The organism is Pseudomonas sp. AB6, assembly GCF_034314105.1.
GTDB lineage: Bacteria > Pseudomonadota > Gammaproteobacteria > Pseudomonadales > Pseudomonadaceae > Aquipseudomonas.
In genome coordinates this window covers 2,768,145-2,782,432 of the sequence record NZ_JAVIWJ010000001.1, presented here as the reverse complement: position 1 = coordinate 2,782,432, position 14,288 = coordinate 2,768,145, and the positions used below count along the sequence as shown (strand labels likewise).

Sequence of the window (14,288 nt, the reverse complement as noted above, 5' to 3'; positions counted from 1 at the left end):
AGCGGAGAGCTGAGATGAACGAATCCCCCGAACGTGACGAACGCCATTTGGCGCGCATGCAGCGCAAAAAAGCCGTGATCGACGAACGCATCGCCAGTTCACCTGACGAGTGCGGTCTGTTGCTGGTATTGACCGGTAATGGCAAAGGTAAAAGCAGCTCTGCATTTGGCATGCTCGCCCGGGCCATGGGGCACGGTATGCAATGCGGCGTTGTGCAGTTCATCAAAGGCCGCAACAGCACGGGGGAAGAGTTGTTTTTCCGACGTTTCCCTGAGCAGGTTCGGTATCACGTCATGGGCGAAGGCTTTACTTGGGAAACACAGGATCGCCAGCGCGACATCACCGCCGCAGAAGCCGCTTGGGCAGTGTCACAAGAAATGCTCCGTGACCCGACCATCGGTCTGATCGTGCTCGATGAGCTGAACATCGCCCTCAAACATGGTTACCTGGATCTGGAAAAAGTACTCAGCGATCTGCAAGGCCGCCCGCCCATGCAGCACGTGCTGGTAACCGGTCGCGGTGCCAAACCTGAAATGATCGACTTGGCCGACACTGTTTCTGACATTAGCGTCGTCAAGCACGCTTTTCAGGCCGGAATCCGCGCACAGAAAGGCATTGAGTTGTGAGTAACCTTTTATGAGAGCGCCGCGTCATTGCCCGGCGGTGTTAATCGCCGCGCCTGCCTCTGGTCAGGGTAAAACCACGGTCACCGCTGCCTTAGCGCGTCTGCACCGCAATCAAGGGCGCACCGTGCGCGTATTCAAATGCGGCCCGGACTTTCTCGACCCGATGATCCTTGAGCGGGCCAGTGGCGCGCCGGTTTATCAGCTGGATTTATGGATGGTCGGTGCCGATGAAAGTCGCCGTCTGTTGTGGGAGGCTGCGGGCGAAGCTGACCTGATTCTGATTGAGGGCGTCATGGGACTGTTCGACGGCACACCCTCAAGTGCCGACCTGGCGCGCCACTTCGGGGTGCCGGTGTTGGCGGTGATCGACGGCACGGCGATGGCCCAAACCTTTGGTGCATTAGCCTTGGGTCTGGCGCTTTATCAACCGGACCTGCCGTTTGCTGGGGTGTTGGCCAATAGGGTTGGCACTGTGCGGCATGCGCAATTGCTGGAAGGCAGCCTCACCGAAGGATTGCGTTGGTATGGCGCTTTATCGCGGGAAACCGGGATCGAATTGCCGAGCCGTCATTTGGGCTTGGTCCAGGCCAGCGAACTGAATGATCTGGACGCCCGCCTTGATGCAGCCGCAGCTGCATTAGCCAGCACCTGTGAGCTAGCCTTGCCACCGCCGGTCGAGTTCGCAGCCCCCAAAGTTGTCGAGACTGAACCGTCGCTGGCAGGCATCACGATTGCTGTCGCCCATGACGAGGCGTTTGCCTTTCTCTACGGCGCTAACCTCGATTTACTGCGGGCTATGGGTGCCGAGCTGTCGTTTTTCTCGCCTATCCGTGACACTCGGATTCCCGCTGCTGACAGCCTGTATCTACCCGGCGGTTACCCGGAGTTGCACCACGTAACACTGGGACAAAACCGGCCCATGCTGGCGGCCATACGTGCGCACCATGTGGCTGGCAAGCCGTTGTTGGCGGAGTGCGGCGGCATGCTTTATCTGCTCGACGCATTGACCGACGTCGACGGCCAACGTGCCGAATTGGTGGGTCTATTGACCGGCGAAGCGGTGATGCAGAAGCGTTTAGCCGCGTTAGCCTTACAAGCTGTCGAATTGCCCGAAGGCGTCTTGCGCGGGCACACGTATCACCATTCGCTGACCAGCACCGAGTTGCAACCCATCGCCCGTGGCCTGAGCCCCAACGGTGGGCGCGGTGCCGAGGCGGTTTACCGTGACGGTCGGATGACTGCGTCTTATGTCCACTTCTATTTTCCTTCCAACCCCCACGCGGTTGCGGCGCTTTTCAAACCATGAATGATCTGGCTTTCAGCCCTGACGAACGTGCAGCGGTGTACCGTGCAATTGCCGAACGCCGAGACATGCGGCACTTCATCGGCGGCGAAGTGGCCCCCCAATTGTTGGCGCGTCTTTTGGAAGCGGCCCATCAGGCGCCCAGCGTGGGCTTGATGCAGCCGTGGCGCTTTATTCGAATCAGCGACCCGCAGTTGCGCGCGCGTATTCAAGCGCAAGTCGAGGAAGAGCGAATTCGTACCGCTCAAGCCCTGGGCGAGCGCGCGGACGACTTCATGAAGCTCAAAGTCGAAGGCATCAATGAATGCGCGGAAGTCTTGGTCGCCGCGTTGATGGACGACCGCGAACGGCATATTTTTGGTCGCCGTACCTTGCCGGAAATGGACATGGCGTCCTTGTCTTGTGCGATTCAAAATCTGTGGCTAGCCTCTCGCGCCGAAGGATTGGGCATGGGTTGGGTGTCGTTGTTCGAGCCCCAGGCATTGGCTGACTTACTGGGCATGCCAGCCGGGGCCAAACCACTGGCAGTTCTATGCCTGGGACCGGTGGCCGAATTCTATCCGGCGCCGATGCTGGCCTTGGAAGGTTGGGCGCAGATACGGCCATTGAGCGAGTTGCTGTATGAGAACCAGTGGGGTGTGACCCGATGAGTGTTGCGTTATTGAGCGTCGCCGGGGTCGCGTTGGATGCGCTGCTGGGCGAGCCGAAACGCGCACACCCGTTGGTGGCCTTCGGGCGCTTTGCCGATCGAATTGAGCAGCGCTTCAATGCGGCTGGACGTGGATGGCGCAGCCATGGCGTTACCGCCTGGTTCATTGCGGTTGTGCCGTTGACGTTGCTGGCGACGGCGTTAAGTTGGTTGCCCTATGTCGGTTGGCTGGTAGACGTGACAGCGCTGTATTGCGCGCTGGGTTTGCGCAGCCTTGGCGAGCATGTAGAGCCGGTGGCCAAGGCGTTGCGTGGCGATGATTTGAATGAAGCGCGGCGCCGGGTATCGTACTTGGTCAGCCGACAGACGGCGGAGCTGGACTCAACTGAAGTGGCCCGCGCCGCGACTGAATCGGTGTTGGAAAATGGCAGCGATGCAGTGTTCGCTGCATTGTTCTGGTTTTTGATTGCCGGTGTGCCGGGCGTAGTGTTGTACCGCCTGAGCAATACTCTGGATGCAATGTGGGGGTATCGCAACGAACGTTTCGAGCGTTTTGGCTGGGCGGCGGCGAAAATCGATGATCTTTTAAATTACCTTCCGGCACGGTTGGTGGCGTTGACCTACGCCGTGTTGGGCAACACTCGGCTGGCGTTACGCTGCTGGCGTGATCAAGCGCCACTCTGGGACAGTCCCAATGCCGGCCCGGTAATGGCCGCTGGCGCTGGAGCATTGAATGTGGAGCTAGGCGGGGCGGCGATTTATCACGGCGAGCTGCATCAGCGTCCACAGCTAGGCGAAGGCGCTACGGCCGATGCCCAATCGATTGATCGTGGCTGGCAACTGGTCCAGCGCGGAGTCTGGTTATGGTTGTTGATCGTGTGCGTGGGAGCTGAGTTTTATGCTTGAACACGGGGGCCGCTTGAAAGAGGCGGCTGTGCGCTATGGCATCGCCGAAGAGCATTGGCTGGACTTGTCCAGTGGCATTGCGCCGTGGCCGTGGCCAATTCCCGAGATCCCGACACGTGCATGGGCACGCTTACCGGAAACTGGGGACGGTCTGGAAGCGGCCGCCTGTGTTTATTACGGTGCCAAACATGTGTTGCCGGTGCCTGGTTCCCAATGTGCGATCCAAGCGCTGCCGCGTTTGCGTCGGTCAGGTAAAGTCGGTGTGTTGTCCCCCTGTTACGCCGAACACGCTGAAGCTTGGCGCAGCAGCGGTTTTCTAGTCCGCGAAATGCTCGAACACGAAGTGGATTATTTTCTCGACAGCATTAATGTGCTGGTCGTCGTTAATCCCAACAACCCCACTGGCTTAAACATCGCGCCCGAGCGCCTCTTGGAGTGGCATGCGCGGTTGGCCGAGCGTGGGGGCTGGCTGGTAGTTGATGAAGCATTTATGGACAATACGCCGCAGTTAAGTTTGAGCGCCGAGACTTGGCGCGTCGGGCTAATCGTATTGCGTTCGTTCGGTAAGTTCTTCGGTCTGGCGGGTGCGCGTCTAGGGTTTGTGATTGCCGAACCGCAGTTTCTTAAAGTGCTGGAACGCCACATCGGCCCTTGGGCCATCAGTGGACCAACGCGGGTGCTTGGGCAGGCGTGTCTCAGCGATGTCGAAGGTCACAGGCAGCAGCGTTTACGCACGCAGCAGGCCAGCGAACGACTGGCTGCGCTGATGACGCAATACGGCCTGATGCCGGATGGCGGTTGTGCGCTGTTTCAATGGCTTATTACCCCATCGGCGATTTCTGTGCATGAGTTCTGCGGGAGCCGTGGCGTCCTGTTGCGATTATTTATGAACACACAAACTCCGCAACACAGCAGTTTAAGGTTCGGCCTGCCGGCGCAAGAAGCGCAGTGGCAACGACTTGAGCAGGTGCTCAGTGACTACAACAAGGAAGCACAATGACCACGCTGATGGTGCAAGGCACAACGTCTGATGCCGGCAAAAGCACGCTGGTAACGGCGTTGTGCCGTTGGCTGACCCGCCAGGGTGTCAGTGTCGTGCCATTCAAACCGCAAAACATGGCACTCAACAGCGCAGTGACCGCAGACGGCGGTGAGATTGGCCGAGCACAGGCAGTGCAAGCGCAAGCGGCAGGCCTTGAGCCGCACACTGACATGAATCCGGTGCTGCTCAAACCTAACAGCGACACCGGCGCCCAGGTGATCATCCACGGCCGTGTGGTCACCACCATGAACGCGGTGGCGTATCACGGCTATAAACAGATTGCGATGCAAGCGGTGCTGGCCTCCCATCAACGTTTGAGTGCGGCTTACCCCGTGGTCATGGTCGAAGGCGCGGGGTCGCCTGCGGAAATTAATTTGCGTGCGGGAGACATCGCCAACATGGGCTTTGCCGAAGCGGTGGATTGCCCGGTTTTGTTGATCGCTGATATTAATCGCGGCGGCGTGTTTGCCCATTTGGTTGGGACTCTGGAGTTGCTGTCTCCCAGCGAACAAGCACGGGTAAAAGGCTTCGTCATCAACCGCTTTCGCGGCGACATTGCGCTGCTGCAACCCGGTCTTGACTGGCTCGAAGCCCGCACTGGAAAACCGGTAGTGGGCGTTTTGCCTTACGTTATGGACCTGCACCTTGAGGCCGAGGACGGCCTTGATCAGCGCCAAACCCAGAAAGTCGAACAAGTCCTGAATGTGCTGGTGCCGGTATTGCCGCGCATTAGCAACCACACTGATTTCGACCCGTTGCGCTTGCACCCACAGGTCAATTTGCAATTTATCGGTCCCGGTCAGAGCATCCCCGCCGCCGACTTGATCATCTTGCCGGGCTCAAAAAGTGTGCGCAGCGATCTGGCTTATTTACGCAGTCAGGGTTGGGACACCGCCATTGTTCGTCATCTGCGTTATGGCGGCAAAGTGATCGGTATTTGTGGTGGGCTGCAAATGCTGGGTCAGCAGGTCCACGATCCTCTAGGTCTCGAAGGTGCTGCGGGATCTAGTGCCGGTTTGGCCCTGCTGGACATCAGCACGGTATTAGAACAAGAGAAACAACTGCGCAACGTGCAAGGTCGGCTTGCTTTGGAGGACGCGCCGGTCAGCGGTTATGAAATTCATGCCGGAGTGACTTGTGGTGAGGCGATGGAACACCCGGTGGTGCAACTGGATGATGGTCGGCGCGATGGCGCGCAAAGCGCAGACGGGCAAATTCTCGGCACTTACTTGCACGGCCTGTTCGAGGCCCCTGCTGCCTGTAGCGCCTTGTTGCGCTGGGCGGGGTTGGAGAATGTGCAAGCGGTCGATTATCACGCCATGCGCGAGCGGGATATCGAACGATTGGCGGATCTGGTGGAAAGTCACTTGGATGGCAGGCTGTTACTTGAATTATGTGGTCTGGCCCATTCTCCGGTGGAGGTCGGCTGACATGCTGCAATTAATCCTCGGTGGCGCGCGTTCTGGTAAAAGCTGCTTGGCGGAGGGCTTGGCGGGCAAAAGCTGCCTTGAGGTTACGTACATCGCCACTAGCCAATCGCTGGACGGCGAGATGAATCAGCGCATCGCCCTCCATCGTCAGCGCCGCCCTGAGCAGTGGCGACTGATTGAAGAGCCAATCGAACTGGCGCGGGTCTTGCGAGAAAACGCAAACACCGACCGCTTGTTGTTGGTGGATTGTTTAACCCTGTGGTTGACCAACCTGTTGATGCTTGAAGATCGCGAACGCTTGGTTGTTGAGCGCGAGGCGCTGTTGAGCTGCCTTGCTGAACTTCCGGGCGAAATCATTTTTGTCAGTAACGAAACCGGGCTCGGCGTTGTGCCCCTCGGTGAACTGACCCGCCGCTATGTCGACGAAGCCGGATGGCTGCATCAAGCCTTGGCCGAACGTTGTCAACGCGTGGTGTTAACGGTTGCTGGCTTGCCCCTGACGTTGAAAGGACCCGCATTATGACTAATTCCTGGTGGCTTAAACCGGCAAAAGCAATCAGCGTCCCAACGCGCGAAAGCGCTTTGGCACGTCAGCAGCAACTGACCAAACCGGCCGGCTCGCTCGGGCAACTGGAGCGGATCGCGGTGCAACTGGCCGGCCTGCAAGGGCGGACCAAGCCTGCGGTCGATAACCTGTGGATCGCCATTTTTGCCGGCGATCATGGCGTCGTTGCTGAAGGCGTTTCTGCGTTTCCCCAAGAAGTCACTGGGCAGATGCTGCACAACTTCGTAACCGGAGGCGCAGCAATCAGCGTGCTGGCCAAACAACTGTCAGCACAGTTGGACGTGGTGGATTTGGGTACGATTGCGCCGATGAACCTGCCAGGCGTCCGCCATTTGAATTTGGGCGCGGGCACCGCGAACTTCGTTGAAGGTCCGGCCATGACTAAGGCCCAAGGCTTGCTTGCGATGGACGCAGGGCGCGATAGCGTGCGCCGAGCTGTGGCGTCCGGCGCTGAATTGTTTATCGGGGGCGAGATGGGCATCGGCAACACCACGGCAGCCAGTGCGTTGGCGTGCCTGCTGTTGGATCGCCCGGCCAGTCTCTTGGTCGGTCCCGGCACCGGTTTAAACGCGGCGGGCGTTACTCATAAATCATTGGTGATTGAGCGTGCGTTGGCCCTGCACGCCGATCACGCGGGTGACCCGCTGCACGGTATGTTTTGTGTGGGCGGCTATGAAATTGCCGCCTTGGTCGGCGCTTATATAGCGTGTGCTCAAGAAGGCGTCGCGGTGTTGGTTGACGGTTTTATTTGCAGTGTCGCGGCCTTGGTCGCTGTGCGCTTGAACCCGTCGTGCCGCGATTGGCTACTATTTGCTCACCGTGGCGCCGAACCCGGTCACCGCCATGTGTTGGAAGTGTTGCAGGCTGAACCGCTCCTCGACCTTGGCTTGCGCTTGGGCGAAGGTAGTGGTGCGGCGTTGGCGGTGCCGTTGCTGCGCTTGGCCTGCGAACTGCATAACGGCATGGCGACGTTCGCTGAAGCTGCGGTAGCGGACCGCCCGGCGTGACAGTGCGCCTGGACATGTTGCGCCACGGCGAAACCGAGTTGGGCGGCGGCTTGCGCGGCAGCCTGGATGACGCGCTGACGGATATTGGCTGGGCGCAAATGCGTGCGGCGGTGACTGAGGGCGGACCATGGGATCGCATAGTGAGCTCGCCCTTGCAACGTTGTGCGCGCTTCGCCGAAGAACTGGCCGAGACGCTGAGAGTGCCGCTGCACATGGAATCGGGTCTGCAAGAGCTGCATTTTGGTGAGTGGGAAGGGCGCAGCGCAGCGCAGTTGATGGAAACCCACGCGCAAGATTTGGGGCTGTTTTGGGCCAATCCGTATGCTTTCACACCGCCGGGCGGTGAACCGTTGCTGGCGTTCTCTGCTCGAGTAGTGTCGGTGGTCGAACGTCTGCACTTGACATACGCCACCGAGCGGATATTGCTGGTCACCCATGGCGGGGTAATGCGCTTGTTATTGGCTCAAGCGCGGGGGTTGCCACGTGAGCAGTTATTGCAAGTCGAAGTCGGTCACGGCGCGCTACTCTCGGTTGAAGTCAATGCCCAAGGCGTATTGAGCGAATGAATCTGTTGCCAATGTGGATTGCCCTACAATTTCTCAGCAGCTTGCCAATTCGTTTGCCCGACATGCCGAAATCTGAAGAGTTGGGCCGCTCATTGTTGTTCTATCCGTTGGTAGGCGTTGTGTTTGGCTTGCTGTTGATGGTCCTCGACAGCCTCTTGGCCGGTGCGCCATTGATGTTGCACGCCGCGCTGTTATTGACCGCTTGGGTTTTGCTCAGCGGCGGATTGCACCTCGACGGCCTGGCTGACAGCGCTGATGCTTGGCTGGGGGGCTTCGGAGACCGCGAGCGTACGCTGAGCATCATGAAAGATCCCCGCAGCGGACCGATTGCGGTGATTACCTTGGTGATGGTGCTACTGCTGAAATTCTGTGCGCTGTTGGCGTTAATCGAAAGCCATCGCAGCGTAGGCCTGTTATTGGCCCCGGTCATTGGCCGTAGCGCCATGCTCGGTTTGTTCCTTGGCACGCCTTACGTACGTGCGGGCGGGTTAGGGCAGGCATTGGCTGATCACCTTCCCCGCACTCTGGGAAGGCAGGTGCTGTTGATCAGTGCGATGGGCTGCCTGTTGGTGGCGGGGTTCAGTGGCCTAATTGCACTGCTGACGGCAGGCGTCTGCTTCTTCTGGCTGCGGCATCTGATGCTGCGTCGGCTCGGTGGCAGCACCGGCGACACGGCGGGCGCGCTGTTGGAGTTGCTGGAAATGGCGGTTCTGGTGGTTCTGGCGTTGGTTTAAATATCTGAACCGGAGCCAATACTTCGAACCTTATCGCAGCCTTCGGCAGCTACCTACGTGGTCTGGGTTTGTTGCGCGACATCGCGGCGTCGATGACGGGTGGCATCTCCTACAGGAATTATTGACACCCCCCTCCATCCACCGGTAATTTCTTGCACTTGTCTTGCGGGCATATAAGCCTAATTAGGTCGGAGAATGGAAAATGACATCGGCTTTGCGTGCCAGTGGATGGGTTTTACTGGGGAGTGCGCTAATTCTTGCGTTGTCCTTGGGCGTGCGGCACGGTTTTGGTTTGTTTCTGGCGCCGATGAGTGCGCAGTTCGGCTGGGGTCGTGAGGTTTTTGCGTTCGCCATCGCATTTCAAAACTTGATATGGGGCTTGGCCCAACCTTTTGCCGGCGCGCTTGCAGACCGATTTGGTGCCTCGAAGGTGGTGTTTGTCGGAGGCGTGCTTTATGCGCTGGGGTTGGCCTGCATGGGCATGGCCGATTCGCCGCTGTCGTTATCACTGAGCGCAGGTTTACTGATCGGTATCGGCCTGTCAGGTACCTCATTCTCGGTGATCCTCGGGGTGGTAGGTCGGGCACTGCCTGCCGAGAAACGCAGCATGGGCATGGGCGTTGCCAGCGCGGCAGGCTCGTTTGGCCAATTCGCCATGCTCCCCGGTACTCTTGGCCTGATTGGTTGGCTCGCCTGGTCCGCCGCATTGTTGGCGCTGGGCTTGCTCGTGGCCTTGATCCTGCCGTTAGTAACCATGCTCAAGGATGTGCCATTGCCCAAGACCGGTGGCGAGCAGACACTGCGTGAAGCGTTGCACGAAGCATGCACCCATTCGGGTTTTTGGCTCCTGGCCTTGGGATTTTTTGTCTGCGGTTTCCAAGTGGTGTTTATTGGCGTGCATCTGCCTTCTTACCTGGTTGACCAACACCTGCCTGCCAAAGTTGGCACAACCGTGCTAGCGCTGATCGGTTTGTTTAATGTATTTGGCACTTACACCGCCGGTTGGCTCGGCGGACGTATATCCAAGCCGCGTTTGCTGACCAGTTTGTACCTGTTGCGCGCAGTAGTAATTACCGTGTTTGTGTGGGTGCCGGTGACTGAAACTACCGCCTACCTGTTCGGTGTCACCATGGGGCTACTGTGGCTGTCTACCGTGCCGCTGACAAACGGTACCGTCGCGACATTGTTCGGGGTGCGTAATTTGTCGATGCTCGGCGGTATCGTTTTCTTATTCCACCAGTTGGGCGCCTTCCTGGGTGGTTGGTTGGGTGGTGTCGTGTATGACCGCACTGGGAGCTACGATTTGATCTGGCAGGTTTCGATTTTGCTCAGTGTACTGGCCGCCGCCCTGAACTGGCCGGTGCGCGAGCGGCCTGTGGCGCGGTTGCAGGCTATAGGCAGCCCCGCGTGAACAGGCTCTGGCCTTGGATCGCTAGCATGACCCTTGGGGTTGTGCTGCTGGCGTTGGTGTGGTGGGGCTGGCAGCGTGTCGGCTTGGGCGCGCTGCAGCTGGGGATGAGCCTGTGCTAGGCAGGTTAAGTGGCAAGGAGTATTTTATTTTTCAGGCACATTGACCTCTACGATGCAAGGGATGCTGTCATGACAATTCATTGGTTTTCACTTCCGGTATTGCTGTTCGCGATTAGCGGAACGGCAATGGCCGCCGAATGCCCCCCGCTATTGCAGGGTGAGCTACCGAAATTGCGCGCTAAAGAAAATATCGACCTATGCAAGCGTTTTGAGGGCAAGCCCCTTGTGGTGGTTAACACCGCGAGCTTTTGTGGATTCGCACCTCAGTTTAAAAGTCTTGAGGCCTTGAACCAACGCTACAAATCGGAGGGTCTTGAAGTGATTGGCGTGCCATCAAACGACTTCAAGCAGGAGTCAAAAGATGGCGCCGAAACCGCCAAGGTTTGTTATGTGAATTATGGTGTGACCTTCACCATGACCGATCCGCAAACGGTCAAGGGGCCTGACGCAACGCATCTATTCAAAGTGCTAGCTGAACAAAGCAGCGCGCCGCGTTGGAATTTCTATAAATACGTCATCGACCGGCAGGGCAATGTGATCGCGAATTTTTCCAGCCTAACCAAGCCGGATGATCCCGCGATGATTGCTGCTGTCGAGAAGGCTATCGCGTCCAAGCCTTGAGCCGGTTAAAACGCAGCCATGAAAAAGCCCTACCGCCATGACTGGCGGTAGGGCTTTCTCGTATTCGCCTGTTAGGCTTTTCAGCCTACCGCGAATGGGAGCATCAGAAGCGGTAAGTCACAGACGAACCGAAGCCGTTGGCGCTGTTGTGGTACGTGGCGTTATAGGGCGCGCCCTTACCGGTGTCATTGACCGACACGCTTTCTTCTTTCAAGTAAGAATAAGCAACGTCGATGGTGATGTTATCGGTTGGGCTCCAGCCAGCGCCCAAGCTGAATATGCGGCGGTCGCCTGTTGGAATCCGTACCGAACGATTAACGTTGTTGGTAGGCGATTGGTCAACCGAGAAACCGGCACGCAGCACGATCTCTTTGTTCAACTGGTAAGAAGCACCGATGGCGTGAGCCCAGGTGTTGTGCCAGTTTTCCGGCTCGCTAATCGTTCCAAGAGGACCCGCGTTACCGCCCAGCTGCGCTGGAACACCTTCGTTGTTGACGGTGATGTCTTTGAGGCGGCTCCAACGTGTCCAGGTGCTGCCAGCGTACACAGTCCAGTCTTGGTTGAGCTTCTGGGTGATCGAGAAGTCAACCGATTCTGGCGTGGTCAGATCCAGGCCGCCGTCGAACTTAAGGCCGTTAGGGCCGAAATTCGCGCCAGAGTACTTGGTGTTACCTTCCAGGCCGTAGCTAACCTTGGAGTGGTAGGTCAAGCCTAAGTTGGTGGTCGCAGTCGGCGTGACGAGGATACCGACGTTGTAACCCCAGGCGTTGTCTTCACCATTGATGCGCGCTTTGCCATCGTTGGTGCCGGCAGGATTCAATTGTATGGCCGAGGTCAACTCACCTTTGATGTGGTTGAAGGTCGGACCGATACCGATCGATACGTAGTCGTTGAATGCATAGCTGACGGTGGGTTGAACCGTGATAACCGAGACCTTGCTCTTGTCACCGTAATAGCGACCCTGGAAGCTTTTTTCGTAGTCGGTCACGAGGCCGAACGGTGCATAGATGCCCAAACCAAAGGCCCAGTGCTCGTCGATCGGTTTAACGTAGTAACCAAAAGGCACAACGGTAAACGGAACCATGTCGCCATTGTTGGTGCTGCCAGGTTGGCCGCTGGTGTGTTTGAGGTCGGTGCTGGCATCGATAGCAGCCGCTCCCAAGCTGACTTGTTCGCGCTTGATCTTCGACATGCCGGCCGGGTTACCGACAATAGTGCTCGCATCTTCAGCGGCGGAGGAGCGTCCAGCAAAACCGGTTCCCATTCCACTAACGCTTTGTTCGTTGAGGGCGAAGCCGCTTGCAAAGAGCTGGGTGGAGATAAGGCCTACAGCGAGGCTAAGTGTGGTCTTGAGCATTACTTTTTTCATTATTAGAACTCCTTGTTGATCACCGGGCGGAAATTACCAAGATTTTCGCCTTAGCGCTATAGTCTGAATTGCCCGAGATAGAGCCTTTTTGTAGGACAATTTGCCCAAACTGCGTTGATTCGCAGTGAATCCGTCCAGTCGACGGAAATTTCAAGCAAGTTGCTGACGTGAAGTTACACAATTTTGCCAAGCCATCGCGAAGTCGCGCAAACGACCTTGAGGTTGGAACGTCTGACGCCAGATTCTGGCCATGCTCAACACATCGCAAGTCGCAGGTAAGGGTGACCCTTGTGCCTCGATGAGCAACCAAGCAATGGCGGTGGCATAACGCATATTGACCGTGAGTTCTAGGTGAGGGCCTTTTAGAAAAGCGTGCTGACTGGCGAGACCGCGAACCAGGCTAGCTCTATCCGGGTCTAGCGCCAGATAGTTGTCCCAAAGCTGCTGATGACGTGATTCGGTGATGCGGTAGAGCCCATGACCTCGACGGCTATCGAGCGCGTCACCCAGCGCCGATTGGCTGGCAGCAACTCCGAGCAGTAAGGACTCAGCACAGAGGCTATGGCAACCGAGATAGATCAACGTGGGACGGATGACATGTTGACTCAACTCACTGGCAGCGATTCCCATAAAGCCCTCTTGGCATCTTTGGACTGCGTAGTGGCCGGCGTGGCTCTGGTGCTTGGCAGCAGTGGATCGGATAGAACCCGCCGGAAGCAGCTATTAGCCGCTTAAGTTGAAGTGTAGTGTCAAATTGCGCCCGTAAAAGACTGTTTTTAAAACATTTACCGCCGCCAAATATCCTTCATATATCTCTTGGTGCTTAGCTAATGCCAAGGTGTGCGTAAAGTGAAAGGGTAGAAATTCGCGCGACGTGTCAAATCGCTGCCAATAAAAAGCCCCGCTTTGAAGGGCGAGGCTTCGTGGATGGCTGCTTCAAGCAGCCAAGGCGTCACTGCATCAGGCAACCAGGGCCTGGCGGGTGCGTTCGATCACGGCTTGCAGCGGCTCTGCGCTGGAATACTGATCGGGATACAGGCGTTCGCTGTGACGAGCGATACCGTGTTCATTGACGATGGTGAAACTGAAACAGCCTTTGCGAGCGGCCATGATAAGGCAGTTCATCGGAGCAAAAGCGTTAGTCAGGGTGCGAATGGCGTCCTGGGTCTGGGTATGAGTAGTCATGGTTGGGTGTTTCCTAACAAGCGACACAGCATAGAACCGTGCAAAAATAAAAGGTTCCAGTAAACGCGGGCCCGTGCATACAAATACACGTGGTAAGGCGAATTAACCTGACTGGAACAAAGCAGACAGCTGAAGCGCGCTTAATCGTATGGCGCTCGGACTGACCGGTAGGTACTTAGGAGGGCAGGCGGCACAACAATGGCAAAGGTTCGACGCCAGAGGTGGAGATCCTGATCAATTTGCAGGCTGGTTTTGTCAGGTCATCAGAGCTGCCAACACCCTTCCTGTTATTGAGGAAGGCAGTGTATCGAGTTCACGCCTGGAAACCATCGAGGTGGTCGATCCCTTTGTTCAGCAATATTTTCACGTTCTAAACGCTTTTGCCGAGGGATTTGTTCGACCAGAATTGACTTTCAGCTTGGTACTAACGGCGCGGATTCTAACGGATCGATTCAATTAAGGGAAGAGCCTCCTTATAAATAATGCAAATGATCTTCTCGATCCCCCGACAGTGCTGTGGCGTCGTACCGCTTGCGGACAAGCCTTTGCCGGTAAATCGACCTTGTTATAACTTCCGGTAATCGATTTGCACACATGGCCCTTCATTTCTGTAATGACGTTATTTAGCGAGACGACCAAGGTTTGTTTTATTGTACAAATAATTAAGTCAATGAAAAATATCGTCTTTTTTTACTGGTGAAAAAATCGTCAGTTTAAACGCAGGCCCCGTATCACCTGCGTTAGCGAGGGTTTAA

Annotated in this window: 16 protein-coding genes; 13 read left to right on the top strand and 3 right to left on the bottom strand. The window is 57.0% G+C overall.

The genetic code is table 11. From position 1 onward, the window contains the following. Positions 1–14 precede the first annotated feature (14 nt). The 12 genes from cobO (at position 15) to RGW60_RS13085 (ending at position 10,979) form a co-directional block, all read left to right on the top strand. On the top strand, positions 15–626 hold the full coding sequence (gene cobO, locus RGW60_RS13140; RefSeq protein WP_322205005.1) for a cob(I)yrinic acid a,c-diamide adenosyltransferase: 612 nt from the start codon (positions 15–17) through the stop codon (positions 624–626). Positions 627–636: 10 nt separating this feature from the next. Beyond that, entirely contained in the window at positions 637–1,932 is a 1,296-nt protein-coding gene (locus RGW60_RS13135) for a cobyrinate a,c-diamide synthase (RefSeq protein WP_322205004.1), read from the top strand. Further along, positions 1,929–2,579, top strand: coding sequence for a 5,6-dimethylbenzimidazole synthase (gene bluB / locus RGW60_RS13130; protein ID WP_322205003.1), 651 nt, complete (start codon positions 1,929–1,931; stop codon positions 2,577–2,579). The genes RGW60_RS13135 and bluB overlap by 4 nt, the downstream gene beginning before the upstream one ends. Next, a complete protein-coding gene (gene cbiB / locus RGW60_RS13125) occupies positions 2,576–3,484 on the top strand; it encodes an adenosylcobinamide-phosphate synthase CbiB (protein ID WP_322205002.1) in 909 nt (302 codons plus the stop codon). Before bluB ends, cbiB begins: the two co-directional genes overlap by 4 nt. Next, positions 3,477–4,484, top strand: coding sequence for a threonine-phosphate decarboxylase CobD (cobD, locus tag RGW60_RS13120; protein WP_322205001.1), 1,008 nt, complete (start codon positions 3,477–3,479; stop codon positions 4,482–4,484). The genes cbiB and cobD overlap by 8 nt, the downstream gene beginning before the upstream one ends. Next, positions 4,481–5,956 (top strand): cobyric acid synthase, encoded by a 1,476-nt coding sequence (locus RGW60_RS13115; protein ID WP_322205000.1) that lies wholly within the window; start codon positions 4,481–4,483, stop codon positions 5,954–5,956. The genes cobD and RGW60_RS13115 overlap by 4 nt, the downstream gene beginning before the upstream one ends. Before the next feature lies 1 nt (position 5,957). Then, complete coding sequence (gene cobU / locus RGW60_RS13110) at positions 5,958–6,479, top strand: bifunctional adenosylcobinamide kinase/adenosylcobinamide-phosphate guanylyltransferase (protein WP_322204999.1); 522 nt, start codon at positions 5,958–5,960, stop codon at positions 6,477–6,479. Then, positions 6,476–7,528 carry a nicotinate-nucleotide--dimethylbenzimidazole phosphoribosyltransferase gene (gene cobT, locus RGW60_RS13105; RefSeq protein WP_322204998.1) on the top strand — a complete coding sequence of 351 codons (1,053 nt, stop codon included), beginning with the start codon at positions 6,476–6,478 and terminating at the stop codon, positions 7,526–7,528. Before cobU ends, cobT begins: the two co-directional genes overlap by 4 nt. Further along, positions 7,525–8,094, top strand: coding sequence for an alpha-ribazole phosphatase family protein (gene cobC / locus RGW60_RS13100; protein ID WP_322204997.1), 570 nt, complete (start codon positions 7,525–7,527; stop codon positions 8,092–8,094). Before cobT ends, cobC begins: the two co-directional genes overlap by 4 nt. A gap of 2 nt (positions 8,095–8,096) precedes the next feature. Beyond that, positions 8,097–8,828, top strand: coding sequence for an adenosylcobinamide-GDP ribazoletransferase (locus tag RGW60_RS13095; RefSeq protein ID WP_322206912.1), 732 nt, complete (start codon positions 8,097–8,099; stop codon positions 8,826–8,828). A gap of 202 nt (positions 8,829–9,030) precedes the next feature. After that, positions 9,031–10,239: an MFS transporter gene (locus RGW60_RS13090; RefSeq protein ID WP_322204996.1), complete on the top strand. Its 1,209-nt coding sequence runs from the start codon at positions 9,031–9,033 to the stop codon at positions 10,237–10,239. A gap of 188 nt (positions 10,240–10,427) precedes the next feature. After that, positions 10,428–10,979, top strand: a complete 552-nt coding sequence (locus RGW60_RS13085; protein WP_322206911.1) for a glutathione peroxidase — start codon at positions 10,428–10,430, stop codon at positions 10,977–10,979. Positions 10,980–11,082: 103 nt separating this feature from the next. Here the strand turns inward: RGW60_RS13085 and RGW60_RS13080 are convergent, their stop codons facing one another. From RGW60_RS13080 to RGW60_RS13070, 3 genes are all read right to left on the bottom strand, one after another. Next, complete coding sequence (locus tag RGW60_RS13080) at positions 11,083–12,348, bottom strand: OmpP1/FadL family transporter (protein ID WP_322204995.1); 1,266 nt, start codon at positions 12,346–12,348, stop codon at positions 11,083–11,085. Between the two features lie 150 nt (positions 12,349–12,498). Next, entirely contained in the window at positions 12,499–12,978 is a 480-nt protein-coding gene (locus RGW60_RS13075; protein WP_322204994.1) for a hypothetical protein, read from the bottom strand. Between the two features lie 330 nt (positions 12,979–13,308). Then, entirely contained in the window at positions 13,309–13,533 is a 225-nt protein-coding gene (locus RGW60_RS13070; RefSeq protein ID WP_322204993.1) for a hypothetical protein, read from the bottom strand. 148 nt (positions 13,534–13,681) lie between these two features. Here RGW60_RS13070 and RGW60_RS13065 point away from each other — a divergent pair, with 148 nt between their 5' ends. After that, positions 13,682–13,993 carry a hypothetical protein gene (locus RGW60_RS13065; protein WP_322204992.1) on the top strand — a complete coding sequence of 104 codons (312 nt, stop codon included), beginning with the start codon at positions 13,682–13,684 and terminating at the stop codon, positions 13,991–13,993. Positions 13,994–14,288: the final 295 nt, after the last annotated feature.